19 protein-coding genes and 1 other RNA gene are annotated in these 22572 nt (G+C 67.3%); 14 read left to right on the top strand and 6 right to left on the bottom strand.

Going from position 1 to position 22572, the window contains the following annotated elements:
* Position 1 precedes the first annotated feature (1 nt).
* Positions 2 to 1621, bottom strand: coding sequence for a methyl-accepting chemotaxis protein (locus RTW82_RS19765; protein ID WP_316926164.1), 1620 nt, complete (start codon positions 1619 to 1621; stop codon positions 2 to 4).
* 500 nt (positions 1622 to 2121) lie between these two features.
* The gene (locus RTW82_RS19760; protein ID WP_316926163.1) at positions 2122 to 2841 is read right to left on the bottom strand and encodes a tellurite resistance TerB family protein; all 720 of its coding nucleotides are present in this window, start codon (positions 2839 to 2841) and stop codon (positions 2122 to 2124) included.
* Between the two features lie 288 nt (positions 2842 to 3129).
* Between RTW82_RS19760 and RTW82_RS19755 the strand changes: the two genes are divergently transcribed.
* The 10 genes from RTW82_RS19755 to RTW82_RS19710 all read left to right on the top strand — a co-directional run bounded on the left by RTW82_RS19755 (position 3130) and on the right by RTW82_RS19710 (position 14069).
* Positions 3130 to 4041 carry a LysR family transcriptional regulator gene (locus RTW82_RS19755; RefSeq protein ID WP_021217177.1) on the top strand — a complete coding sequence of 304 codons (912 nt, stop codon included), beginning with the start codon at positions 3130 to 3132 and terminating at the stop codon, positions 4039 to 4041.
* 104 nt (positions 4042 to 4145) lie between these two features.
* Complete coding sequence (locus RTW82_RS19750; protein ID WP_316926162.1) at positions 4146 to 5651, top strand: gamma-aminobutyraldehyde dehydrogenase; 1506 nt, start codon at positions 4146 to 4148, stop codon at positions 5649 to 5651.
* A 77-nt stretch (positions 5652 to 5728) separates the two neighbouring features.
* Positions 5729 to 6880 (top strand): putative ABC transporter substrate-binding protein YdcS, encoded by a 1152-nt coding sequence (ydcS, locus tag RTW82_RS19745; RefSeq protein ID WP_184487573.1) that lies wholly within the window; start codon positions 5729 to 5731, stop codon positions 6878 to 6880.
* A 61-nt stretch (positions 6881 to 6941) separates the two neighbouring features.
* Positions 6942 to 7016, top strand: a non-coding RNA gene (locus RTW82_RS19740) — sX9 sRNA.
* A 150-nt stretch (positions 7017 to 7166) separates the two neighbouring features.
* Positions 7167 to 8195, top strand: coding sequence for an ABC transporter ATP-binding protein (locus tag RTW82_RS19735; protein ID WP_021217180.1), 1029 nt, complete (start codon positions 7167 to 7169; stop codon positions 8193 to 8195).
* A gap of 1 nt (position 8196) precedes the next feature.
* On the top strand, positions 8197 to 9147 hold the full coding sequence (locus RTW82_RS19730) for an ABC transporter permease (protein ID WP_184487571.1): 951 nt from the start codon (positions 8197 to 8199) through the stop codon (positions 9145 to 9147).
* Positions 9137 to 9943 carry an ABC transporter permease gene (locus RTW82_RS19725; RefSeq protein ID WP_021217182.1) on the top strand — a complete coding sequence of 269 codons (807 nt, stop codon included), beginning with the start codon at positions 9137 to 9139 and terminating at the stop codon, positions 9941 to 9943. The genes RTW82_RS19730 and RTW82_RS19725 overlap by 11 nt, the downstream gene beginning before the upstream one ends.
* Before the next feature lie 68 nt (positions 9944 to 10011).
* Positions 10012 to 11436 carry a gamma-aminobutyraldehyde dehydrogenase gene (locus tag RTW82_RS19720; protein WP_316926161.1) on the top strand — a complete coding sequence of 475 codons (1425 nt, stop codon included), beginning with the start codon at positions 10012 to 10014 and terminating at the stop codon, positions 11434 to 11436.
* A 226-nt stretch (positions 11437 to 11662) separates the two neighbouring features.
* The gene (locus tag RTW82_RS19715; RefSeq protein ID WP_043240261.1) at positions 11663 to 12139 is read left to right on the top strand and encodes an ester cyclase; all 477 of its coding nucleotides are present in this window, start codon (positions 11663 to 11665) and stop codon (positions 12137 to 12139) included.
* Positions 12140 to 12206: 67 nt separating this feature from the next.
* Entirely contained in the window at positions 12207 to 14069 is a 1863-nt protein-coding gene (locus RTW82_RS19710) for an NAD(P)-binding protein (RefSeq protein WP_316926160.1), read from the top strand.
* A gap of 243 nt (positions 14070 to 14312) precedes the next feature.
* Here RTW82_RS19710 and RTW82_RS19705 read toward each other — a convergent pair whose 3' ends face one another.
* From RTW82_RS19705 to RTW82_RS19690, 4 genes are all read right to left on the bottom strand, one after another.
* Entirely contained in the window at positions 14313 to 14882 is a 570-nt protein-coding gene (locus RTW82_RS19705) for a DUF4166 domain-containing protein (RefSeq protein ID WP_316926159.1), read from the bottom strand.
* Entirely contained in the window at positions 14879 to 15250 is a 372-nt protein-coding gene (locus RTW82_RS19700; protein ID WP_265169622.1) for a hypothetical protein, read from the bottom strand. The genes RTW82_RS19705 and RTW82_RS19700 overlap by 4 nt, the downstream gene beginning before the upstream one ends.
* A 1108-nt stretch (positions 15251 to 16358) precedes the next feature.
* Positions 16359 to 17135, bottom strand: coding sequence for an SDR family NAD(P)-dependent oxidoreductase (locus tag RTW82_RS19695; protein WP_057387602.1), 777 nt, complete (start codon positions 17133 to 17135; stop codon positions 16359 to 16361).
* A 92-nt stretch (positions 17136 to 17227) separates the two neighbouring features.
* Positions 17228 to 18745, bottom strand: coding sequence for an amino acid permease (locus tag RTW82_RS19690; RefSeq protein WP_021221097.1), 1518 nt, complete (start codon positions 18743 to 18745; stop codon positions 17228 to 17230).
* A gap of 259 nt (positions 18746 to 19004) precedes the next feature.
* Here RTW82_RS19690 and RTW82_RS19685 point away from each other — a divergent pair, with 259 nt between their 5' ends.
* From RTW82_RS19685 to RTW82_RS19670, 4 genes are all read left to right on the top strand, one after another.
* Positions 19005 to 19826 carry a molybdenum cofactor biosynthesis F family protein gene (locus tag RTW82_RS19685; protein ID WP_316926158.1) on the top strand — a complete coding sequence of 274 codons (822 nt, stop codon included), beginning with the start codon at positions 19005 to 19007 and terminating at the stop codon, positions 19824 to 19826.
* Positions 19819 to 20613, top strand: a complete 795-nt coding sequence (locus RTW82_RS19680; RefSeq protein ID WP_263401354.1) for an SDR family NAD(P)-dependent oxidoreductase — start codon at positions 19819 to 19821, stop codon at positions 20611 to 20613. The genes RTW82_RS19685 and RTW82_RS19680 overlap by 8 nt, the downstream gene beginning before the upstream one ends.
* Positions 20610 to 21383 carry an SDR family oxidoreductase gene (locus RTW82_RS19675; protein ID WP_316926157.1) on the top strand — a complete coding sequence of 258 codons (774 nt, stop codon included), beginning with the start codon at positions 20610 to 20612 and terminating at the stop codon, positions 21381 to 21383. The genes RTW82_RS19680 and RTW82_RS19675 overlap by 4 nt, the downstream gene beginning before the upstream one ends.
* A 187-nt stretch (positions 21384 to 21570) precedes the next feature.
* Entirely contained in the window at positions 21571 to 22554 is a 984-nt protein-coding gene (locus tag RTW82_RS19670) for a response regulator transcription factor (protein ID WP_271657854.1), read from the top strand.
* Positions 22555 to 22572 lie beyond the last annotated feature (18 nt).

Below are 22572 nucleotides of genomic sequence, written 5' to 3'. Positions count from 1 at the left end.
ATCAGACCTTGAAGCGGCTGACGCCGGCCCGCAGGCCCTGGGCGACATGGTTGAGCTCATCGATCGCGGAGCTGGCCTGGCGCAACGATTCCACCGTCTGCCCGGTGGCTTCACCCAGTTGCACCAGGGCCTGGTTGATCTGCTCGGCACCGGTGGACTGCGCCTGCATGCCTTCGTTGACCATCTGCACGCGGGGCGCCAGGGCCTGCACCTGCTGGATGATCTGCGACAGCTGCTCGCCGACCTGGCCGACTTCGGACATGCCGCGACGCACCTCCTCGGAAAACTTGTCCATACCCATGACACCGGCGGACACCGCGGACTGGATCTCGCGCACCATCTGCTCGATGTCATAGGTGGCCACGGCCGTCTGGTCCGCCAGGCGGCGCACTTCGGTGGCGACCACGGCGAACCCGCGGCCGTACTCGCCGGCCTTCTCCGCCTCGATGGCGGCATTGAGGGACAGCAGGTTGGTCTGGTCGGCGACCTTGACGATGGTGGTGACCACCTGGTTGATGTTGCCGGCCTTCTCGTTGAGGATCGCCAGCTTGGCGTTGACCAGGTCGGCGGCGCCCATCACTTGGCGCATGGTGTCTTCCATGCGCGCCAGGCCCAACTGGCCGGAGCCGGCCAGGGTGGAAGTCTGCTCGGCGGCGCCGGAAACCTCGGTCATGGTGCGCACCAGGTCCCGCGAGGTGGCGGCGATTTCCCGCGAGGTGGCGCCGATCTCGGTGGTGGTGGCCGCGGTTTCGGTGGCGGTGGCCTGCTGCTGGCGGGTGGTGGCGGCGATCTCGGTGACCGAGGTGGTGACCTGCACCGAGGAGCGTTGGGCCTGGGACACCAGGGTCTTCAGCTCATCGGCCATGCTGTTGAAGCCAGTCTCGATGGAATCGAACTCGTCCTTGCGCCCCAGGTGCAGGCGCGCGGTGAGGTCGCCCGAGGCAAGCGCCTGCAGGTTCTGCACCACGCGCTGTACCGGCTCGGTGATGGCCCGCACCAGCAGCGCGCCACAGACGAAGGCGGCAGCGATGGCCAGGAGCACCGAGACGATCATGGCCAGCTCGGCACTACGCGCGGCGTCGACAATGTCGCCGGTCGCCCCCTCGGCGGTCTTGCGGTTGAAGCTGATGAGTTCGGTCAGGCCATCGCGTCCTTCGTTCCACAACTTGGTGAGGTCACCGGTGAGCAGCGAGCGGGCCTCGCCCAGTCGCTTCTGCTGGTGCAACTCGATGACCGTGGAAAGGCTCGCGTCGTAGCGCTTGCGGCTCTGGTTGAAATTTTCCAGGAGCACCAGGTCGTTATCGTCGCGGATGGTCTTGCGGTAGTCGGCCAGGACCGCATTGAGCCGCTCGTCGAGCAGGCGCAGGTTGTCCAGGTCGACCTTCTCCAGCGGCTGGTCCGAGGCGCCTAAACGCTCCAGGGTCTGGATGAACACATCGGTCCAGGCACTGCGTACCTGGGTGATGAGGAACATGCCGGGCATGGCGTCCTCCGCCAGGCGCTCCGCCCCCTTCTGCACCGTGAACAAGCGCACATAGGAGGTGACGGCCATCAGCAGCATGATCGCGATGATGATGGCGAAACTCGCCTGGATGCGCAGTCGTACCGACCAGTTCTTCACGTAAACCCCCGTTTGCCAAACCCTGTCATTTACCGCGCCAAATGTCGCACGCGTCACAAAGCGGCGACTCTAGAGACTCGCCCCACCCCCTTGCAAGGCAAAGCGCAACGGGGCGCCAGCTCTTTGGCGGGCCCGCCTGGAAGTCTGGCAGAAACGGGGAGTTATGCAGGGGTACCTGGGGATGACCGGGCATTCGGTGGGCTGAAGCGGAACGCCGCCCGGCCCACCCTACCCGAACGGAACGTCTGCAGAAGTGGGGCGGGCGACCTTGCGCAAGGTACGACCCCCATCAATACGGTGCATCCGGAATAAGCACGTGCCAGGGCCCGGCTCCGTCTGGTGGAGGTAAAGAGCGACCTCCACCCGCAACGGTCATGCCCATTCGGCGGGCACCGTAGGGGCGACTGTAGGGGCGACTTCAGTCGCCAAGCGGCGCGCAGCGCCGCCCCTGCAGGAGCGAATTCATTCGCGATCGGACACGCAGGCGACACCAGGGCGTTCTAGCTCGCCTGCAACTCCTGGCGCACCTGCCCTTCCAGCTCGGTCTTGAGCGCGGGGTCGAGCTTGAGCTGGCGGGCCAGTTCGTCCAGGTAGGCGCGCTCCATGAAGTGCTCCTCGTCCACCATCAGCACACTGGCGAGGTACATCTCGGCGGCCATCTCCGGGGTGCGCGCGGCGCGGGCGACGTCGGCCGGGTCCAGCGGCTTGTTCAGTTCCAGCTCCAGCCAGGACTGCAGCTCGGCGTCCTGGGTCAGCTTGCCCAGCTCGCCTTCGATCAACTGGCGCTCGCGGGCGTCGACATGGCCATCGGCCTTGGCTGCCGCCACCAGCGCCTTGAGGATGGCCTGGCTGTGCTGCTCGGCCTGGGGCGCGGGCAGGCGGTCGAGGGTCTGCGGCTCGCCCTGGGGCGCCCCGGCCTGCTTGGCCTGCCAGTTGCCATAGGCCTTGTAGGCCAGCACGCCGAGCGCGGCCAGGCCGCCATAGGTCAGCGCCTTGCCGCCCAGCTTGCGGGCGCTCTTGTTGCCCAGCAGCAGGCCCAGCGCACCGGCCGCCAGCGCGCCACCACCGGCGCCGCCGAGCAGGCTGCCGAGGTTGCCGCCCAAGCCACCGGAGCCAGCGGAGCCGCCACCGGAGAAACCGCCGGACTTGCCGCCGGTTTTCTGCTGCAGCAGGTCCTGGCCGGATTTGAGCAGTTGATCGAGCAATCCACGGGTGTTCATCACAACCTCCTTATTGGGTGGGTGAGTCGAGCAATGGACTGCACTCTAGCCGTCGAGTTTCCAAGCCCGTAAGCGACGGATTGCTTCGGGATATTGCCGCTGGGCTGGGGTGGCGCTCCTCGCTGGTCCGGTGCGCGCGAGTGATGGGTTTCGCCGAGCTCTACCCATCCTACGACGCTACGGGGCTGCCAGTTGCGCGCGCCAAGCATTCGATAAAAAAGAATCACCCGCTCGATTTTCGATAAACCATACTGTCGCGCAGCATTTCCACCTGCGGAATACCGCCCCATGATGACCCTGCGCCAGATCCGCCACTTCATCGCCGTCGCCGAGACGGGCTCCATCTCCGCCGCCGCCCAGGCGGTGTTCATCTCCCAGTCCACCCTGACCCTGGCCATCCAGCAACTGGAGGAGGAGATCGGCGTCAGCCTGTTCAACCGCCACGCCAAGGGCATGTCCCTGACCCACCAGGGCCACCAGTTCCTGCGCCAGGCGCACCTGATCCTGGCCACGGTGGACAACGCCAAGCGCAGCCTGCAGCAGAGCACCGACCAGGTGGCCGGCAGCCTCACCATCGGCGTGACCAGCCTGGTGGCCGGCTACTACCTGGCCGACCTGATCACCCGCTTCCAGCGCGCCTACCCCAACGTGAAGACCCGCGTGGTGGAGGACGAACGCCCCTACATCGAGCACCTGCTGGTCAGCGGCGAGATCGATGTCGGCGTGCTGATCCTCTCCAACCTGGAAGACCGCCACGCCCTGCAGACCGAGGTGCTGACCCACTCGCCCCACCGCCTCTGGCTGCCGGCCCAGCACCCACTGCTGGAGCACGACAGCATCAGCCTGGCGGACGTCGCCGGCGAGCCGCTGATCCAGCTCAACGCCGACGAGATGGGCCTGCACACCCAGCGCATCTGGTCCCGCGCCGGGCTCACGCCCCAGGTGACCCTGCGCACTGCCTCGGTGGAAGCGGTGCGCAGCCTGGTGGCGGCCGGGCTCGGCCTGTCCATCCAGCCGGACATGACCTACCGCCCCTGGTCCCTGGAGGGCGACATCATCGAAGCGCGCCCGCTGGTGGACCTGGGCGAGCCGCTGGACGTGGGCCTGGCCTGGCGCCGCGGTACCGCGCGACCAGCGCTGGTGGACCCCTTCCTCACCCTGGCCCGCGAACAACCAAACGCCCGCAAGCCTTCGATTTAATCGAACGCTGCTTTCAATATTTAGAATTTGTCGACCTCAAGCCCGCCCACTAGGCTCTGTGCCCTATAAACAGAGTCATGCCGGGCGCCGCCAGGAGCACTGGAATGACTGAAGAACAAAAACCCAGGAAGAAAAGAGCCCCGAAGATGGCCGGCACTGCGAGCACGCCCACCCTGCATTCCCATTTGCTGATCGACGGCCAGTTGGTCATCGGTGAAGGCCTGGCCGAGCCCATCCTCAACCCCGCCACCGGGGAAACCCTGATCACCATCGCCGAAGCCTCCATCGAGCAGGTGGAAGCCGCCGTCTTCGCCGCGCACAAGGCCTTCGCCGGCTGGTCCCGCACCACGCCCGCGCAGCGCGCCGCCGCCCTGCTGGCCATCGCCGACGCGGTGGAGGCCAATGCCGAGCACCTGGCCCGCCTGGAATCGTTGAACTGCGGCAAGCCGCTGCACCTGGCGCGCCAGGACGACATTCCCGCCACCGCCGACGTGTTCCGCTTCTTCGCCGGCGCCGTGCGCTGCCAGCAAGGCCAGCTCGCCGGCGAGTACGTGCCTGGCCACACCAGCATGGTGCGCCGCGACCCGGTGGGCGTGGTCGCCTCCATCGCGCCCTGGAACTACCCCCTGATGATGGCCGCCTGGAAGATCGCCCCGGCGCTGGCGGCCGGCAACACCCTGGTGTTCAAGCCCTCCGAACACACCCCGCTGTCGATCCTGGCCCTGGCACCCGCCCTGGCGGAAATCCTCCCGGCCGGGGTGATCAACATCATCTCCGGCGGCGGCGAAGGCGTCGGCAGCCACCTGGTCAGCCACCCCAAGGTGCGCATGGTGTCGCTCACCGGCGATATCGTCACCGGGCAGAAGATCCTCCAGACCGCCGCCCGCACCCTCAAGCGCACCCACCTGGAACTGGGCGGCAAGGCACCGGTGATCGTCTGCAACGACGCCGACCTCGAGGCCGTGGTCCAGGGCGTGCGCGCCTACGGCTACTACAACGCCGGGCAGGACTGCACCGCCGCCTGCCGCATCTATGCCCAGGCCGGCATCCACGACCGCCTCGTCAGCGAACTGGGCGACGCCGTCTCCAGCCTGCGCTTCGCCCGCAAGCGCGACCAGGACAACGAGATCGGCCCGCTGATCAGCTCGCGCCAGCGCGACCGGGTGGCCAGCTTCGTCGAGCGCGCCCTCGGCCAGCCGCACATCGAGCGCGTCACCGGTGCCGCCGTGCATTCCGGCGCCGGCTTCTACTACCAGCCCACCCTGCTGGCCGGCTGCAAGCAGGGCGACGAGATCGTCCAGCGCGAAGTGTTCGGCCCGGTGGTGACCGTGACCCGCTTCGACCAGCTCGACCAGGCGCTGGACTGGGCCAACGACTCCGAGTACGGCCTGGCCTCCTCGGTGTGGACGCAGAACCTCGACAAGGCCTTCCAGCTGGCCAACCGCCTGCAGTACGGCTGCACCTGGATCAACACCCATTTCACCCTGGCCAGCGAGATGCCCCACGGCGGGCTGAAGCGCTCCGGCTATGGCAAGGATCTGTCCAGCGACTCGTTGCAGGACTACAGCGTGGTGCGCCACATCATGGCGCGCCACGGCCAGGACTTCTAAAACAACAAAGGCCGGAAGGCCCGCGAAACGACGTTCAACTGCCCCGACCAATAACTAGTCAACAAGAGGGAACATCAATGTCCGCGCGCAAAACCGCTCTGCTCAGTGCGCTCTCCACCGCCCTGCTGGCCAGCGCCAGCCTGCAGGCCGCCGAGCCCCTGAAACAAGTCGGCACTGGCGAAGGCCAGCTCGACATCATCGCCTGGCCCGGCTACATCGAACGCGGCCAGACCGACAAGAACTACGACTGGGTCAGCCAGTTCGAGCAGGACAGCGGCTGCAAGGTCAACGTCAAGACCGCCGCCACCTCCGACGAGATGGTCAGCCTCATGGCCAAGGGCGGCTACGACCTGGTCACCGCCTCCGGCGACGCCTCGCTGCGCCTGATCTACGGCAAGCGCGTGCAGCCGATCAACACCGCGCTGATCCCCAACTGGAAGAACCTCGACGAACGCCTGAAGGACGCACCTTGGTACACGGTGGACGGCCAGCACTACGGCTCGCCCTACCAGTGGGGCCCCAACGTGCTGATGTACAACACCAACACCTTCAAGGAAGCGCCCACCAGCTGGGCGACCATCTTCGAAGCCCAGGACCTGCCCGACGGCAAGGCCAACAAAGGCCGCGTGCAGGCCTACGACGGCCCGATCTACATCGCCGACGCCGCCCTCTACCTGAAGGCCACCCAGCCGGCCCTGGGCATCCAGGATCCCTACGAGCTGAACGAAGAGCAGTACAGCGCCGTGCTCGACCTGCTGCGCAAGCAGCACGCGCTGATCCACCGCTACTGGCACGACACCACGGTGCAGATGAGCGACTTCAAGAACGAAGGCGTGGTCGCCTCCAGCGCCTGGCCATACCAGGTCAACGCCCTGCAGCTGGAGAAGCAGCCGATCGCCTCCGTGGTACCCAAGGAAGGCGCCACCGGCTGGGCCGACACCACCATGCTGCACGCCGAGGCCAAGCACCCGAACTGCGCCTACAAGTGGATGAACTGGTCCCTGGAACCTAAGGTTCAGGGTGACGTCGCCGCCTGGTTCGGCTCCCTCCCCGCCGTCCCCGCCGGCTGCAAGGCCAGCGAGCTGCTCGGCGCCGAAGGCTGCGCCACCAACGGCTTCGACCAGTTCGACAAGATCGCCTTCTGGAAGACTCCGCAGGCACAGGGCGGGAAGTTCGTGCCCTATAGCCGCTGGACCCAGGACTACATCGCCATCATGGGCGGCCGCTGAAAAACACTCAGCCCGCTGCTGCGCGCGCCTGATCCGTGTTCGGGCAGTGCTCGGAATCCTCACGTACGGTCGTACGCTCCGGTTCCTGTGCGCTGGCCATCCACGGCTGAGGCCCGCTCGCGACGTGGGCTGAACGTTTTTTCCAGTCTCTTTCGAAGTACCCCCTCTCCCTTCCGGGAGACGGGAGGACAGATGAACAGCAGTACCTGATGAATTCCCCTCGCCTGCGGGCGGGGGGACCGTTTCGCCACACCTGCACCCTTTCGTTTTACCGGAGCACCGCACCATGACGCTTGCAGTCCAGTTCACCCAGGTTTCCCGTCTCTTCGGCGAGGTGAAGGCCGTCGACCGGGTATCCATCGATATCCAGGACGGCGAGTTCTTTTCCATGCTCGGCCCATCCGGTTCCGGCAAGACCACCTGCCTGCGCCTGATCGCCGGCTTCGAGCAGCCCAGCTCGGGCTCCATCCGTATCCATGGCGAGGAGGCCGCCGGCCTGCCGCCCTACCAGCGCGACGTCAACACCGTGTTCCAGGACTACGCGCTGTTCCCCCACATGAACGTGCGCGACAACGTCGCCTATGGCCTGAAGGTCAAGGGCGTGGGCAAGTCCGAGCGCCTGAACCGCGCCGAAGAGGCCCTGGGCATGGTGGCCCTGGCCGGTTACGGCGACCGCAAGCCGGCACAGCTTTCCGGTGGCCAGCGCCAGCGCGTGGCCCTGGCCCGCGCCCTGGTCAACCGCCCCCGCGTATTGCTGCTGGACGAACCCCTCGGCGCGCTGGACCTGAAGCTGCGCGAGCAGATGCAGAGCGAGCTGAAGAAGCTGCAGCGCCAGCTGGGCATCACCTTCATCTTCGTCACCCACGACCAGAGCGAAGCGCTGTCGATGTCCGACCGCGTGGCGGTGTTCAACAAGGGCCGCATCGAGCAGGTGGACACCCCGCGCAACCTCTACATGCAGCCGGCCACACCCTTCGTCGCCGAGTTCGTCGGCACCTCCAACGTGCTGCGCGGCGCAGTGGCGAAGGAGCTGACCGGTAACGAGCAGCCCTTCTCCATCCGCCCCGAGCACATCCGCTTCGCCACCGCCGAAGCGGCCCTGGCCGGCGAGGTGCAGATCAGCGGCCTGCTCCACGACATCCAGTACCAGGGCGCCGCCACCCGCTACGAGCTGCGCCTGGATAACGGCCAGAACCTGTGCATCAGCCAGGCCAACAACCAGTGGCAGGCCGCCGCGCCCTCGTTCCAGCCCGGCGAGCGCATCACCGTGCGCTGGGCCCGCGAGGCCATGGTGCAGCTGAGCGAGGGCGTGTGACATGAGCGCGACCCTGACCGCCCAGGCACAGGCCGCCCCCAACGGGGCCATGCGGCGCCTGTCCAACCTGCTCTACCGCCGGCCGACGCTGTACCTGTCGATGCTGCTGATCCCGCCGCTGCTGTGGTTCGGCGCGATCTACCTGGGTTCGTTGCTGAGCCTCTTGTGGCAAGGCTTCTACACCTTCGACGACTTCACCATGGCGGTGTCCACGGACCTGACCTTGGCGAACTTCTCGGCGCTGTTCCAGGCCGCCAACTTCGACATCATCCAGCGCACCCTGACCATGGCCGTGGCGGTGTCGATCGGTGCCGGCCTGCTGGCCTTCCCCATCGCCTACTACATGGCGCGCTATACCACGGGCAAGACCAAGGCGTTCTTCTACATCGCGGTGATGATGCCCATGTGGGCCAGCTACATCGTCAAGGCCTACGCCTGGACCCTGCTGCTGGCCAAGGGCGGCGTCGCCCAGTGGTTCGTCCAGCAGTTCGGCCTGGAGCCGGTGCTGCAGTTCATCCTCGGCATCCCCGGCGTCGGCGGCAGCACCCTGTCCACCTCGCACCTGGGGCGCTTCCTGGTGTTCGTCTACATCTGGCTGCCGTTCATGATCCTGCCGATCCAGGCCTCCCTGGAGCGCCTGCCGCCGAACCTGCTGCAGGCCTCCGCCGACCTCGGCGCCAAGCCCCGCCAGACCTTCACCCAGGTGGTGCTGCCGCTGTCGATCCCGGGCATCGCCGCCGGCTCGATCTTCACCTTCAGCCTCACCCTCGGCGACTTCATCGTGCCGCAGCTGGTGGGCCCGCCCGGCTACTTCATCGGCAGCATGGTCTACGCCCAGCAGGGCGCCATCGGCAACATGCCCATGGCCGCCGCCTTCACCCTGGTGCCGATCGTGCTGATCGCCGTCTACCTCTCCATCGTCAAACGTCTGGGGGCATTCGATGCACTCTGAGAAAGCATCCTGGGGCCTGAAAGCGGCCGCCTGGGGCGGGCTGGTGTTCCTGCACTTCCCGATCCTGATCATCTTCCTCTACGCCTTCAACACCGAGGACGCGGCCTTCAGCTTCCCGCCCAAGGGCTTCACCCTGCACTGGTTCAGCGTGGCTTTCGCCCGCGAGGACGTGCTGGAGTCGATCAAGCTGTCGCTGCAGGTCGCCTGCGTCGCCACGCTGATCGCCATGGTGCTCGGCACCCTGGCCTCGGCGGCGCTGTACCGGCGCAGCTTCTTCGGCAAGGAGAGCATCTCGCTGATGCTGATCCTGCCCATCGCCCTGCCCGGCATCATCACCGGCATCGCGCTGCTCTCGGCGTTCAAGAGCCTGGGCCTGGAACCGGGGCTGCTGACCATCATCATCGGCCACGCGACCTTCTGCGTGGTGATCGTCCACAACAACGTGATCGCGCGTTTCCGGCGCATCTCCCACAGCCTCATCGAAGCCTCGATGGACCTGGGCGCCGACGGCTGGCAGACCTTCCGCTACATCATCCTGCCGAACCTCGGTTCGGCCCTGCTGGCGGGCGGCATGCTGGCCTTCGCCCTGTCCTTCGACGAGATCATCGTCACCACCTTCACCGCCGGCCACGAACGCACCCTGCCGCTGTGGCTGCTCAACCAGCTCAGCCGCCCGCGCGATGTGCCGGTCACCAACGTCGTCGCCATGCTGGTGATGCTGGTGACCATGCTGCCGATCCTCGGCGCCTACTACCTGACCAAGGGTGGCGAAGGCGTGGCCGGCAGCGGCAAGTGACAAACCGCCCCCGCCCGGGTGGCGGGGGCTCCAACCCGGATCAGCGAACCCCGACTGGAGGATTCACCATGCAGACCAAACTCTTGATCAACGGCCAACTGGTCGCCGGCGAAGGCGCCGCGCAAGCCGTGCTCAACCCCGCCTGTGGCACCACCCTGGTGGACATCCCCGAGGCCAGCGAGGCCCAGGTCGACGCCGCCGTGCGCGCCGCCGACGCCGCCTTCGACGCCTGGTCGCAGACCTCGCCCAAGGACCGCTCCGCCCTGCTGCTCAAGCTCGCCGACCGCATCGACGCCGGCGCCGAGGAACTGGCACGCCTGGAATCGGACAACTGCGGCAAGCCCTACGCCGCCGCGCTGAACGACGAGCTGCCCGCCGTCGCCGACGTGTTCCGCTTCTTCGCCGGTGCCAGCCGCTGCATGAGCGGCTCCGCCGCCGGTGAATACCTGCCCGGCCACACCTCGATGATCCGCCGCGACCCGGTGGGCGTGGTCGCCTCCATCGCCCCCTGGAACTACCCGCTGATGATGGCCGCGTGGAAGCTCGGCCCGGCCCTGGCCGCCGGCAACACCGTGGTGCTCAAGCCCTCCGAGCAGACCCCGCTGACCGCCCTGAAGCTGGCCGAGTACCTGGCCGAGATCTTCCCCGCCGGCGTGGTCAACATCGTCTTCGGCCGTGGCCCCAGTGTCGGCGAACCGCTGACCACCCACCCCAAGGTGCGCATGGTCTCGCTCACCGGCTCGGTGGCCACCGGCTCGCGCATCATCGCCGGCACCGCCGACACCGTTAAGCGCATGCACATGGAACTGGGCGGCAAGGCCCCGGTGATCATCTTCGACGACGCCGACATCGACGCCGCCGTGGAAGGCATCCGCACCTTCGGCTTCTACAACGCCGGCCAGGACTGCACCGCCGCCTGCCGCATCTACGCGCAGAAGGGCATCTACGAGAAATTCGTCGAGAAGCTAGGCGCCGCCGTCTCCACCATCAAGTACGGCCTGCAGGACGACGCCGACACCGAGCTCGGCCCGCTGATCACCGAGCAGCACCGCGAGCGCGTGGCCGGCTTCGTCGAGCGCGCCGCCGCCCAGCCGCACATCCGCATCGTCACCGGCGGCAAGAAGGTCGAAGGCCCCGGCTTCTTCTTCGAGCCGACCGTGATCGCCGACGCCCAGCAGGACGACGAAATCGTCCGCCGCGAAGTCTTCGGCCCGGTGGTCTCGGTCACCGCCTTCGACGACGAGGCACAGGTGCTGGCCTGGGCCAACGACTCCGACTACGGCCTGGCCTCTTCGCTCTGGACCGCCGACGTCGGCCGCGCCCACCGCCTCTCCGCGCGCCTGCAGTACGGCTGCACCTGGGTCAACACCCACTTCATGCTGGTCAGCGAAATGCCCCACGGCGGCGTGAAGCTGTCGGGCTACGGGAAGGACATGTCGATGTACGGACTCGAGGACTACACCGCCATCCGCCACGTCATGTTCAAACACTGACCCTGAGCGCCGCTCGCTGGTCCGGGCGTTGTTGAGAAGCGCGTCGAAATGCTCATGTACCGCAGTACATTCCGCTTTCTCCGCGCTTCTCGCCTAGCCCGCCCTGCGCGCTCGACGCTCAGCGCTCCATGGCACCTCCCCCTGTAGGGGCGAATTCATTCGCCCGCTTTTCCCTCACCACAGGCTCCGCTTCAAACCGCTGCACCCAAACCCCAGGAGAACCGAAATGCGAACCACCCTGCGTAGTTTCAGCTTCATCCTGCTGTGCGCCGCCACCGGCCTGGCCCAGGCCGCCGGTGATGCCAAGTCCGTGGTCGAGGGCTACATGGCTGCCTGGAATGCCCACGATGCCGACAAGGCCGCCACCTTCCTCGCCGAGGATGCGGAGTACTTCGACGCCACCGTCGGCACGCCGCAGAAGGGCAAGGCCGCCGCCCGCGACAACGTCATCAAGGTGTTCATCGGCGCGGTGCCGGACCTGAAGTGGAGGATGACCAGCGAGCCCATAGTCGGGCCCGACGGCATCGCCTTCCAATGGGAATTCAGCGGCACCAACAGTGGCGCCTGGGGCGCGGAAACCCCGGCCACCAACAAGCCCCTGAAGTTCGAAGGGGTGAGTTTCGTCCGCATCAAGGACGGCAAGATCGCCTACCAGGGCGACTACTACGACGCCCTGGGCTTCAATAAACAACTGGGCTGGTAAGCCCGACGTGGCGCCCGGCACGACCCGGGCGCCATGCATAAAAACGACAACGCCTTGCAGGTACACCATGACCATCACCCGCCGCGACTTCCTCAACGGCGCTGCCCTCGCCATCGGCGCCGGACTCACCCCGCTGCAGCTGCTCCAGGCCGCCCCCTCCGGCCGCTACTACCCGCCCGCCCTCACCGGCCTGCGCGGTAGCCACCCAGGCGCCTTCGAGGTGGCGCACCAGATGGGCTGGGAGAAGAAGGTGTTCGACACCGACGGCCTGAAGATCGAAGAGGAGTACGACCTGGTGGTGGTCGGTGGCGGCCTCAGCGGCCTCGCTGCGGCCTGGTTCTACCGCCAGAAGAACCCGCAGGCGCGGGTGCTCATCGTCGAGAACCACGACGACTTCGGCGGCCATGCCAAGCGCAACGAATTCCAGGCCGGCGGCCGGATGATCCTCGGCTACGGCGGCAGCGAGGCCTTCCAGTCGCCCAAGCACCTCTACAGCAAGGAGGTCAACGGCCTGCTCAAGCAGCTGGGCGTGGATATCGACCGCTTCGAGACCGCCTTCGACCGCGACTTCTACCCGGGCCTGGGCCTGTCCCGCGGGGTGTTCTTCGACAAGGCCGGCTTCGGCCAGGACAAGCTGGTGACCGGTGACCCGACGCCCATGGTGGCCGACGACATCGCCCCGGAGAAACTCAACGCCCGCAGCTGGCGTGCGTTCATCAATGACTTCCCGCTGCCCGACGCCGACCGCCAGGCGCTGATCGACCTGCACGAGGCGCCCCGCGACTACCTCGCCGGCAAGAGCCGCGAGGAGAAGGAAGCCCACCTGGCCAAGACCAGCTACCAGGACTTCCTGCGCAAGGACGTGGGCCTGAGCGAAGCGGCCACCCGCTACTTCCTCGCCCGCACCAACGACTTCTCGGCCCTGAGCATCGACGCCGTGGCCGCCGCCGATGCCTACTCGGTGGGCTTCCCCGGCTTCGCCGCCATGGACCTCTCCCCCGTCAGCGAAGAAGCCAAGGCGGAGATGGAAGAGCCGTACATCTACCACTTCCCCGATGGCAACGCCTCGCTGGCACGCCTGCTGGTGCGCGGTCTGATCCCGGCCGTGGCCTCGGGCAAGGGCATGGACGACATCGTCCTCGCCGACTTCGACTACGCCAAGCTCGACGAAGCCAGGAGCCCGGTGCGCCTGCGCCTGAACAGCACCGTGGTCAGCGTGCGCAACCGCGACGGCGGCGTGGACGTCGGCTACAGCCGTGGCGGCCAGCTGCACCGCGTGCGCGGCAAGCACACGGTGCTGGCCTGCTACAACATGATCATCCCCTACATCCTGCGCGACCTCTCCGCCGAGCAGGCCCACGCCCTGGCGCAGAACGTGAAGTTCCCGCTGGTGTACACCAAGGTGGTGATCCGCGACTGGCAAAGCTTCCGCAAGCTCGGCGTGCACGAGATCTACGCGCCGAACCAGCCCTACAGCCGGGTCAAGCTCGACTACCCCGTGGACATCGGCGGCTACCGCCACCCGCGCGACCCGAACCAGCCCATCGGCCTGCACATGGTCCATGTGCCCACCAGCCCGAACATGGGCATGGACGCCCGCACCCAGGCACGGGTCGGCCGCACCAAGCTCTACGCCATGAGCTTCGAGCAGATGGAAAAGGCCATCCGCGACCAGCTCCAGGCCATGCTCGGCCCGGTTGGTTTCGATCACCAGAAGGACATCCTCGGCATCACCGTGAACCGCTGGTCCCACGGCTACGCCTACTTCGCCAACAGCCTGTTCGACGACGAGGACGAGAGCGAGAAGCTGATGAACCTGGCCCGCACCAAGGTCGGCAACGTCACCATCGCCAACTCCGACGCCGCCTGGAGCGCCTACGCCCACGCAGCCATCGACGAAGCCTGGCGGGCGGTGGGCGAGCTGGGTTGATCGTGAACCGATGAAGATGACGGGCTCCCTGATGGGGGCCCGTTTTTTATGGGGCTTGCGGGGTTTCAGGCATAACGCGGTGCCAGGTTCGACTCCGCCCGGTGAAGGTAAAAAGCGACCTCCCCCCTACACAACGGTCAGGTCTTTTTGGCGGGGATGCATCTGTAGGGGCGACTTCAGTCGCCAAGCGGCGCGCAGCGCCGCCGCTCTTCCTGTGGGAGCGAATTCATTCGCGATCGGACTTCACCCCGCCTCCGCCACCACCGCCGGCACCAGTTCCAACCCACCGCTGTAGGAAAACAACGTCCCCAGCCCGGGCAGGGAGAAGCCGACGAAGAAGTGATAACGCCCGTCTTCGATGCGCTTGTAGGCAGTGGTGCGCGGCAACAGGAACAGCGGCACACGGAGGCCACGCACCCAGGCCGCAATCGGCACCCAGCGCCAGCCGCCGTCGTGGCTGTCCACCTTCAGGGCCAGGCGCAGGGCGCCGGTGCTTTCCTCCCAGTGCCCATCCGGCCAGCGCCCCACGGGGCGGAACAGGGAAACCAGAGTGGCGGATTCGGCGAAGCGCCGATTCCAGTGCAGGCCCGCCTCGTCGCTGTGGATATCCACCCGCAAGGGCACCCGTCGCACCCCCAGGGGCAGCCCCAGCTTCGCCGCCAGCCGGCGACCCAGCCAACCGGCAAGACCGCTGCCGGTCGCCAGCTCCACCTCGCCCTGGAGCACCCCGCCCTGGCGGTGCAGCTGCTGCAACAAGGGGTGCAGCCCGGCGAAGCCCGCGCCGAACCAGCGCTCGACCAGCTCCGCGCTCATCGCACAGCCAACTGGCGGCGCACGGCCTCGTCGTTCAGCTCATCGCCGATATGCACCCGCACCCGGCGGCTGCCGATGCCGGCGCCGAGCTCATGGAAGATGCGCTCCTCCACCTGGGACAAGCCACCTTCGATCATCTCCATGGGGTGCACGAGGATGGTCGGCGCCATGGACATCCACTGGCCACGCAGCATCAGCTTGATGGCCTGGCGCAGCGCGACACGGGCATCGTTGAACTGCCCCACCAGCAAGCGCTCGGTGCTGAAAGTGGCATGCACGTCCTGCTCACGCTGGGCCACGAGCTCGCGGATCAGCATGCGGTTGCGATAGACCCGGACGTACAACATCGGCTTGAGAAGATCGAACACCATTACTCCTTGGAACGCTGTGAAAACCACGCCAACCCGGCGCCCGGCAACGCTATGCCGCCGCCAGGCCGCTTGTCCAGAGGCCTACAGGTGTTCGTCCGTGGGAGTGGGAGATGGTTCCCATGCCGGGAAGCGGTGAGCTGAGACCAACCCCAACGAAGCGCAGAACGGCTCCGTAGGTTGGCGCCGAGCGCAGCGAGGCCCAACACAGCAATGGCCATGTTCGAGCCAACCCGTGAAGCGCTTCGCGAATGAATTCGCTCCCACCGGGAGAGGCGGCGCGGGGCGCCGCTGGGCGAATACATTGGCTCTGTCTGCGTTAAGTGTTGCTAGAGGATTTGAGCCCAGCTGATTGCTGAGCTCTGGTGATACTTCTGGTTTCGCCCACCCGGGCGAGTCCCTTTTCCAATCGCTGGAACGCCAGCCCGGTGAAAAGGAACCAAAAAACTTGCCCCATCATCCGGCCCGACTGCGTCGGGTTCCCTCACTCCATCGCCGTTACTCGCTACGCTCGCCCTTCGGGCCGCACTGAAGTGCGTTCGCCGCAAGCGTCGTCTGGGGGCCGGCGCTATGGGCCATCCATGGCCTGGCGCTGCGTTCGGCCTCCTGGAGGGGCGTTGGCGGCTGCTCCAACTTTCTTCGCTCAAATCCACACATTGATGTGCGCACCAACCCAACGTGCACGTAGCGGTGGCTTTCGTAGGATGGCGTAGAGCGAAGCGAAACCCATGCTGTGGCGGTGGCAGAAATCCTTTGGTGCCCGGAAAGCACCGTGCTTGAGCGCCTGCATTAAAACCACAACAGCTAACGCAGACAGAGCCAATTCATTCGCCCAGCGGTGCGCAGCACCGCCGTAGGTTGGTGCCAAGCGCAGCGCGGCCCAACGATGCAAGGTCAGGCCCCGCCACGTTGGGCTTCGTCCCTCAGCCCAACCTACACAGTGCAGTCCTGTAGGAGCGAATTCATTCGCGATGCTTTTCGCGGCTGAAGCCGCTCCCACAACCCAACCCCAAAAGCCTCACCACCTGATAACCCCCACCGCTTGCGCCCCCCAATGAAAAAGCCCGAGGCAGTCACCTGCATCGGGCTCGTCCGGCTGCGTTCCCTGCTACACGGACGAAAAGCCGTTATCGACGAACAGATGGGCACCGCTGACGAAAGAGGCATCGTCGGAGGCGAGGAACAGCGCGGCCCGCGCCACCTCCTCCGGCTCGCACAGGCGGCCCTGCTGGGCGGCGATGTCCGCCTCGCTGGCGTTGACGCCCATGGCCTGCAGGTCATGCAGCTCGCGCATGCCGTGGGCGGTGCGGATGAAGCCGGGCGCCACCGCGTTGCAGCGGATGCCGCGGTCGCGGAACTCGACGGCGATGGCCCGGGCGAACATCTGGCAAGCGCCCTTGGTGGCGTTGTAGACCACCTCCCCCGGCGTGGCGTACTGGGCGGAGATGGACGAGGTGCAGACGATGCTGCCCTTGCCCTTCGCCAGCATCTGCGGCAGCACGGCGCGGGTCATCAGGAACATGCTCTTGACGTTGACCGCCATCAGCCAGTCCCACTCCTCTTCCTGCACTTCCAGGAAGGGCTTCACGATCAACGTACCGGCATGGTTGAACAGCACGTCGGCCGGGCCCAGCGCGGCGAGGCTCGCCGCCACCGCCGCCTCCACCTGGTCGGCCTGGGACACATCGGCGCCCAGGCCGATGGCCCGTCCACCCTCGGCCTCGATCTGCGCGGCCAGGGCGCGGGCGGCCTCGGCATTGCGGTCGATGATGGCGACCGCCGCCCCCTCGCGGGCGAACAGCCGGCTGGCCGCCTCGCCGCAGCCGCCGGCGCCCCCGCTGATGATCGCGACCTTGCCGTGCAGGCGTGGTTGGTTGGAAAGCATGGCAACTCCTGGTTCAAGGGTTCTGTGTAGAGGTGGCGGGGCACGAACCGGCCCCGCCACGTGGCGTGCATGGGGTTATCCGAGAGCGGGCTTCAGCGCGGGTGCCCCTCACGGCCGCCACTGACGGCGAAGGCCTCTTCCGGCGACAGCACCAGGCGGTGACGGCGGTAGAAGGCGAAATAGGCCATGCCGATCAGGTACCAGGCGGCGGCGCCCAGGGCGGCCCATTTGTAGAGCGGGTCGAGGAACTGGTAGATCAGCGTGATGGCCGAGATGCCGATCACCACCAGCGCGCCGAACACGCCGTAGGGGCTGCGGTAGGGGCGCGGCAGGTCCGGGTGCAGGCGGCGCAGGCGGATGAAGGCGATGCTCTGCAGGATGTAGGAGATCATCCCGGCGAACACGATCATGCTGACCATGATCCCGCCCATCAGCGCGTTGTTCTCGCGGCCGAAGCTGAACCAGAACACCAGCAGAATGCTCAGCGCCAGCAGCGAACCGGTCAGCAGGGCGACGTTGGGCGTCTTGTTCACCGGGTGGGTGACCGACAGCGCGGTGGGCAGGTAGCCGGCGCGGGACAGGGAGTAGATGTTGCGCCCGGCGGCGAAGCTGCCCGCCAGGAAGGACGCCGCCAGGCCCAGCACCGCCACGGCCGAGAGCACCTTGCTTGCGGTGTGCCCGAAAATCTCGCGGAAGCCGTCCAGCAGCGGCTCGCCCGAGCTGCTCATGGCGAAGGCGCCACCGCCGATGGAGGCACTGAAGAACAGCACGCCCAAAGCCAGCACGGTGAGTATCAGGATGCCGAACACCAGCGCGCGCGGTACGTGGCGGCTGGGGTCATGGGACTCCTCGGCGGTCAGCGGCAGCTGCTCGATGGCGAGGAACATGTACACGCCGAAGGGCAGCGCCAGCATGATCCCGGTGAGGCCGAAGGGCAGCCAGGGTCCATTGCCGCCGGCCACTTCCACCGGCGTGCCGGCGTCACCCGCAGCCAGGTTCAGGGCCTTGGCGGCGAAGTCCACATGGGGGATGGCCGTGGCGAAGAAGAACACCAGCACGCCGATGGCCGCCAGGGTGATCACCACCACCACGCGCATCGACACGCCCAGCCCACGCACCGACAGCAGCAACATGCAGGCATAGCCCACCAGCCACCACAAGGGCTGCCACTCCGGCGCGGTGCCGAAGATCGCCGACAGGTAGGTGCCCATGAAGAACATGTTGCCGGCGGGCGCCAGGATGAACTCGATGTTCTCCGCCAGCCCGGTGCTGAAGCCACCCCATGGCCCCAGGGTGGTACGGGCGAAGGAATAGGCACCGCCGGTATGGGGCAGCGCGGCGGACATCTCGCCGATGGACGAGCACAGCAGCAGGTACATAAAGGCGATGATCACGGTGGCCGCCAGCATGCTGCCGAAGCCCTGGGCCAGGCCCAGGTTCCAGCCGGAATACTGCCCGGCGATCACCGCGCCCACACCCAGCACCAGCAGGGTGAAGAACCCCGCATGACGCTGCAGCGTGCGCTGTTCGAAATAGCCGGCGGACACATCCTGGTAGCTCACGCCACCGCTGCCCGAGGCAGGCCGCCCCAGTGTGGTGCTCTCGTTCATCTCGCCCCTCCCCTTGTTCGGTTTGTTTTGTTGGGTATGGGGGGATGGTCGGGGCAAATGAGGGGGATGGGTATGTCCCTAAAGGGACAGCTTGAAAAGGCAGCTGGAAGCCGAAAGCCGGAAGAAAAAGCGGCTCTGGCTTCTGGCTTCTGGCTTCAAGCTTCAAGCTTCCGGCTGCTCCTCATCCCTCCGGTTGATACCCCCACGCCCTCCCCCCGGCGACCATTGAGTCCTTATCAACAAGAACGAGGACCGCTCCATGACCACCCAATCTGACTGGATCACCGTAGGCGCCCTGGCCGAGGGCTTTGCCCCGGAGGCCTTTATCCTGCCCAACCTGGCCGATCTCGACGGCAAGCGCTTCGACCTGCAGTTCGACAACGGCTGGAGCATCGCCCACGTGTTCGCCGATGGGCACCTGGACTGGGCGCTGGCCGACGGGTCTTCCAGCGGTCGCTCGCCCTACCGCGCCACCTCGGTGCGCCCGGGCATCTACCTGGTGGACTTCATCAAGGAAGAACACGGCCAGCTGTGGTCGGTGACCCTGGTGCTGGACACCGCCGCCAGCGCGTTCAGCGCGGTGCTGGGCCGCCTGCCCGATGCCGCCGCCACCCGCGAGGGCCTGTACGGCCGCGCCCTGGCCGGCAAGAGCCTGACCGGCGTCGAGGTGCAGTTCTTCCATGGCACCCTCGACCGCCCCTTCCAGCCGGGCGCCTGCCCCCACGCGCCGACCACCGAGCTGGTGGGCCTGCGCAACCGCTACCGCTACAGCCCCACCGAGGTCTACGAGCACGTCTACCTCAACGAGAACTACTACAGCTGGCAGTGCCTGGCGGGCGTCGAGAAAGGCCTGTGCGACACCGACCGTTGCCACTACCTCAAGATCGCCGACGAGCTGTACCTGTTCGTCTGGCGCGAGAAGATCGTGCCCACCCTCGGCGTGGTGATGATCGACCTCAAGGCCCACCGCAGCGACGGCAAGATCTTCGGCTACGCCGACGGTGATTTCGGCGCCCTCTCCAACTTCCCCGTGTCCTCCCATTGCGACGTGCTCAACCGCACGGTGTATGGCGATGCATAAGCGCACGGTGGTGATCACCGGGGCCGGCACCGGCATCGGTGAAGCCTGCGCCCGGCGCCTGGGGCGCGAAGGCGCCAACCTGGTGCTGATCGGCCGCCGCGCCGAGCCCCTGCAACGGGTCGCCGCCGAGTGCGGCGGCCTGGTGCTGGTGGGCGATGCCGCCAGCAGCGCCGACTGGGCCGGCTTCGTCGCCGCCATCCACGCACGCTTCGGCGGTATCGACGCGCTGCTCGCCTGTGCCGGCGGCCACGGCCTGGGCAGCGCCACCGACACCAGCGACGACGCCTGGCAGGCGGCCATGCGCGGCAACCTCGACACCGCCTTCCACAGCGCCCGCGCCTGCCTGCCGTCGCTGCTGGAGCGGCGCGGCAGCATCGTCCTGCTGGGCTCCATCGCCTCCCTGGCGGCGGGTCCGGAGGTGTGCGGCTACACCACCGCCAAGCATGCGCTGCTGGGCCTCACCCGTTCGCTGGCGCGGGACTACGGACCCCAGGGCGTGCGGGTCAACTGCGTATGTCCCGGCTGGGTGCGCACGCCCATGGCCGACGAGGAAATGCAGCCGCTGATGCAGCACCACGGCGAGAGCCTCGACGCCGCCTACGCGCGGGTCACCGCCGAGGTGCCCCTGCGCCGCCCGGCCCAGGCGGAGGAGATCGCCGCGCTGTGCCGCTTCCTGATCAGCGACGAGGCCTCCATCCTCACCGGCGCCACCCTGGTGGCCGACGGCGGCTCCAGCATCGTCGACGTGCCCACCCTCGCCTATGCGCGGCTTGGCGGTGCGTCATGAACCCCGCCTTCGATTTCACCGGCCGCAGCGTGCTGGTCACCGGCGGCGCTCAGGGCATCGGCCGGGCCATCGTCGAAGGCTTCGCTGCCTGTGGGGCGCGGGTGCTGATCGCCGACCTGCAGCAGGCCCCGGCGGAAGCCCTGGCGCAGTCGCTGCTCGACGCCGGCCGCGAGGTGCATGCGGCGGCCATCGACCTGGCGGACCGCGACGCCATCCTGCAGTTGCTCGGCGGCCTGCCCCGGCTCGATGTTCTGGTGCACAACGCCGGTTACTTCCCCTTGAGGCCGCTGCAGGAGATCGGCCCGGAGCTGCTCGATCGCACCCTGGCGGTAAACCTCGGCGCGCTGTTCTGGCTCACCCAAGGCGCCCTGCCGCTGTTCCGCCAGCAGGGGCGCGGCTGCGTGCTGGTCACCTCCTCGGTGACCGGGCCACGGGTGGCCTACCCGGGGCTCACCCACTACGCGGCGTCCAAGGCCGGGGTGAACGGTTTCATCCGCAATGCGGCACTGGAGCTGGCCGCCGAGGGCGTGCGCGTCAACGGGGTGGAACCGGGGATGATCCGCACCCCCGCCATGGGCAACCTGGGCGACGGGGAGCATGCCGCCGCCATCGCCCGGGGCGTGCCCCTGGGGCGCCTGGGGGAGCCTGGTGACATCGCCGCCGCCATGCTGTTCCTCGCTTCGGACCAGGCCTCCTACATCACCGGGCAGACCCTGGTGGTGGACGGCGGCGCCACGCTCCCGGAGACCCTCGCGGCCACCGGCGGCTGAATGCCGAAGGCCAGGGCCGGCGGGGGTCGCCGGCCTATCCTGCATCTGTAGGATGGTGACCCCCGCCACCCTTGGCGATACTCGTTCCAGGCCCTGCCTCGTCGTACAGACACCGGCCACCCACTGATGACTGAGAGCCGCTCGCCGGCTCCGACAAAAACAACAAAGTCGCAGACAGGTACCTCCCATGAGCCAGATCGACGAACACCTCATCACCCCCCGCCGTTTCGCCGCCTTCAACGCCTGCGTGCTGGAGCTGCAACGACTGGCCCAGGAACAACCCCTCGCCCGTTTCCATCGCCACGCCCTGCAACGCCTGCAGGCGCTGCTGGCCTTCGACAAGGCCTGGTGGGGGCACGCGGCGATGGTCGCCGACCTGCCGGAGGAACACAGCTCCCAGGTGTTCGGCCTGCCCGCCAGCTACGTGGAGGACTGGCAGTCGATCCGTGAGCAGGACATCACCGTCGGCCTGGTGCAGTCGCAACCCGGGCGCTCGGTGATCGTCGACAGCCAGGCCGAAGACACCCCCGCCGGGCTGCGCTGGCTGGGGCGCAAGCACGGCTTCGGTGAATTCCTCTGCGTGATCCACATCGACCCGCAAACCCAGCTCAGCGTGCACCTGACGCTCTACCGCCGCCCGGGCGCGCCGCGCTTCGGCGAGGAGGAGCGCTTCCTCCTCGACCAGGTGATGCCGCACCTGGTGGCCGCCGAGGGTGCCAACCAGATCCGCGCCCTGGTGGCCCTGCGTGAAACCCTGGACGGGCCCAACACCCTGGCGCTGGCCGTGTGCGACCGCCAGCGCACCCTGCACTACGCCGAGCACGGCTTCGTCGAACGCCTGCTGCTGGAATGGCCCCGCTGGAGCGGCCCGCGCCTGCCCGAGGCGGTAGACGCCGCCGGCTACCGGGGCCAGCACCTGCAGCTGGACGCCACCGAAGTCGGCGACCTGCTTCTGCTCAGCGCCCGCCTGCGCCCCGCCCTGGCGCAACTGAGCGCCCGGGAAACCGACGTCGCCGAACGCTTCGGCGGTGGCAGCACCTACAAGGAAATCGCCCGCGACCTGGGCCTGGCGCCGAACACCGTGCGCCATCACATCCGCAGCATCTACGACAAGCTCGGCATCAACGGCAAGGCAGGCATCGCCCACCTGCTGCACCACACCTCGAACTAAACCCACCCGCTCCCTCCA

This window comes from Pseudomonas sp. zfem005, assembly GCF_032621735.1.
GTDB lineage: Bacteria > Pseudomonadota > Gammaproteobacteria > Pseudomonadales > Pseudomonadaceae > Metapseudomonas > Metapseudomonas solani.
The sequence above is the reverse complement of the archived record's forward strand: the minus strand, read 5'-3'. Positions and strand labels throughout refer to the sequence as shown.

What these genes read in the sequence shown, in the direction of transcription:
- RTW82_RS19690 (WP_021221097.1), bottom strand. Translation starts at nt 18,745, where the DNA reads ATGAACGAGAGCACCACACTGGGGCGGCCTGCCTCGGGCAGCGGTGGC.
- RTW82_RS19750 (WP_316926162.1), top strand. Translation starts at nt 4,146, where the DNA reads ATGACTGAAGAACAAAAACCCAGGAAGAAAAGAGCCCCGAAGATGGCC.
- RTW82_RS19735 (WP_021217180.1), top strand. Translation starts at nt 7,167, where the DNA reads ATGACGCTTGCAGTCCAGTTCACCCAGGTTTCCCGTCTCTTCGGCGAG.
- RTW82_RS19725 (WP_021217182.1), top strand. Translation starts at nt 9,137, where the DNA reads ATGCACTCTGAGAAAGCATCCTGGGGCCTGAAAGCGGCCGCCTGGGGC.
- RTW82_RS19720 (WP_316926161.1), top strand. Translation starts at nt 10,012, where the DNA reads ATGCAGACCAAACTCTTGATCAACGGCCAACTGGTCGCCGGCGAAGGC.
- RTW82_RS19680 (WP_263401354.1), top strand. Translation starts at nt 19,819, where the DNA reads ATGCATAAGCGCACGGTGGTGATCACCGGGGCCGGCACCGGCATCGGT.
- RTW82_RS19675 (WP_316926157.1), top strand. Translation starts at nt 20,610, where the DNA reads ATGAACCCCGCCTTCGATTTCACCGGCCGCAGCGTGCTGGTCACCGGC.
- RTW82_RS19695 (WP_057387602.1), bottom strand. Translation starts at nt 17,135, where the DNA reads ATGCTTTCCAACCAACCACGCCTGCACGGCAAGGTCGCGATCATCAGC.
- RTW82_RS19730 (WP_184487571.1), top strand. Translation starts at nt 8,197, where the DNA reads ATGAGCGCGACCCTGACCGCCCAGGCACAGGCCGCCCCCAACGGGGCC.
- RTW82_RS19705 (WP_316926159.1), bottom strand. Translation starts at nt 14,882, where the DNA reads ATGAGCGCGGAGCTGGTCGAGCGCTGGTTCGGCGCGGGCTTCGCCGGG.
- ydcS (WP_184487573.1), top strand. Translation starts at nt 5,729, where the DNA reads ATGTCCGCGCGCAAAACCGCTCTGCTCAGTGCGCTCTCCACCGCCCTG.
- RTW82_RS19685 (WP_316926158.1), top strand. Translation starts at nt 19,005, where the DNA reads ATGACCACCCAATCTGACTGGATCACCGTAGGCGCCCTGGCCGAGGGC.
- RTW82_RS19715 (WP_043240261.1), top strand. Translation starts at nt 11,663, where the DNA reads ATGCGAACCACCCTGCGTAGTTTCAGCTTCATCCTGCTGTGCGCCGCC.
- RTW82_RS19710 (WP_316926160.1), top strand. Translation starts at nt 12,207, where the DNA reads ATGACCATCACCCGCCGCGACTTCCTCAACGGCGCTGCCCTCGCCATC.
- RTW82_RS19755 (WP_021217177.1), top strand. Translation starts at nt 3,130, where the DNA reads ATGATGACCCTGCGCCAGATCCGCCACTTCATCGCCGTCGCCGAGACG.
- RTW82_RS19670 (WP_271657854.1), top strand. Translation starts at nt 21,571, where the DNA reads ATGAGCCAGATCGACGAACACCTCATCACCCCCCGCCGTTTCGCCGCC.
- RTW82_RS19760 (WP_316926163.1), bottom strand. Translation starts at nt 2,841, where the DNA reads ATGAACACCCGTGGATTGCTCGATCAACTGCTCAAATCCGGCCAGGAC.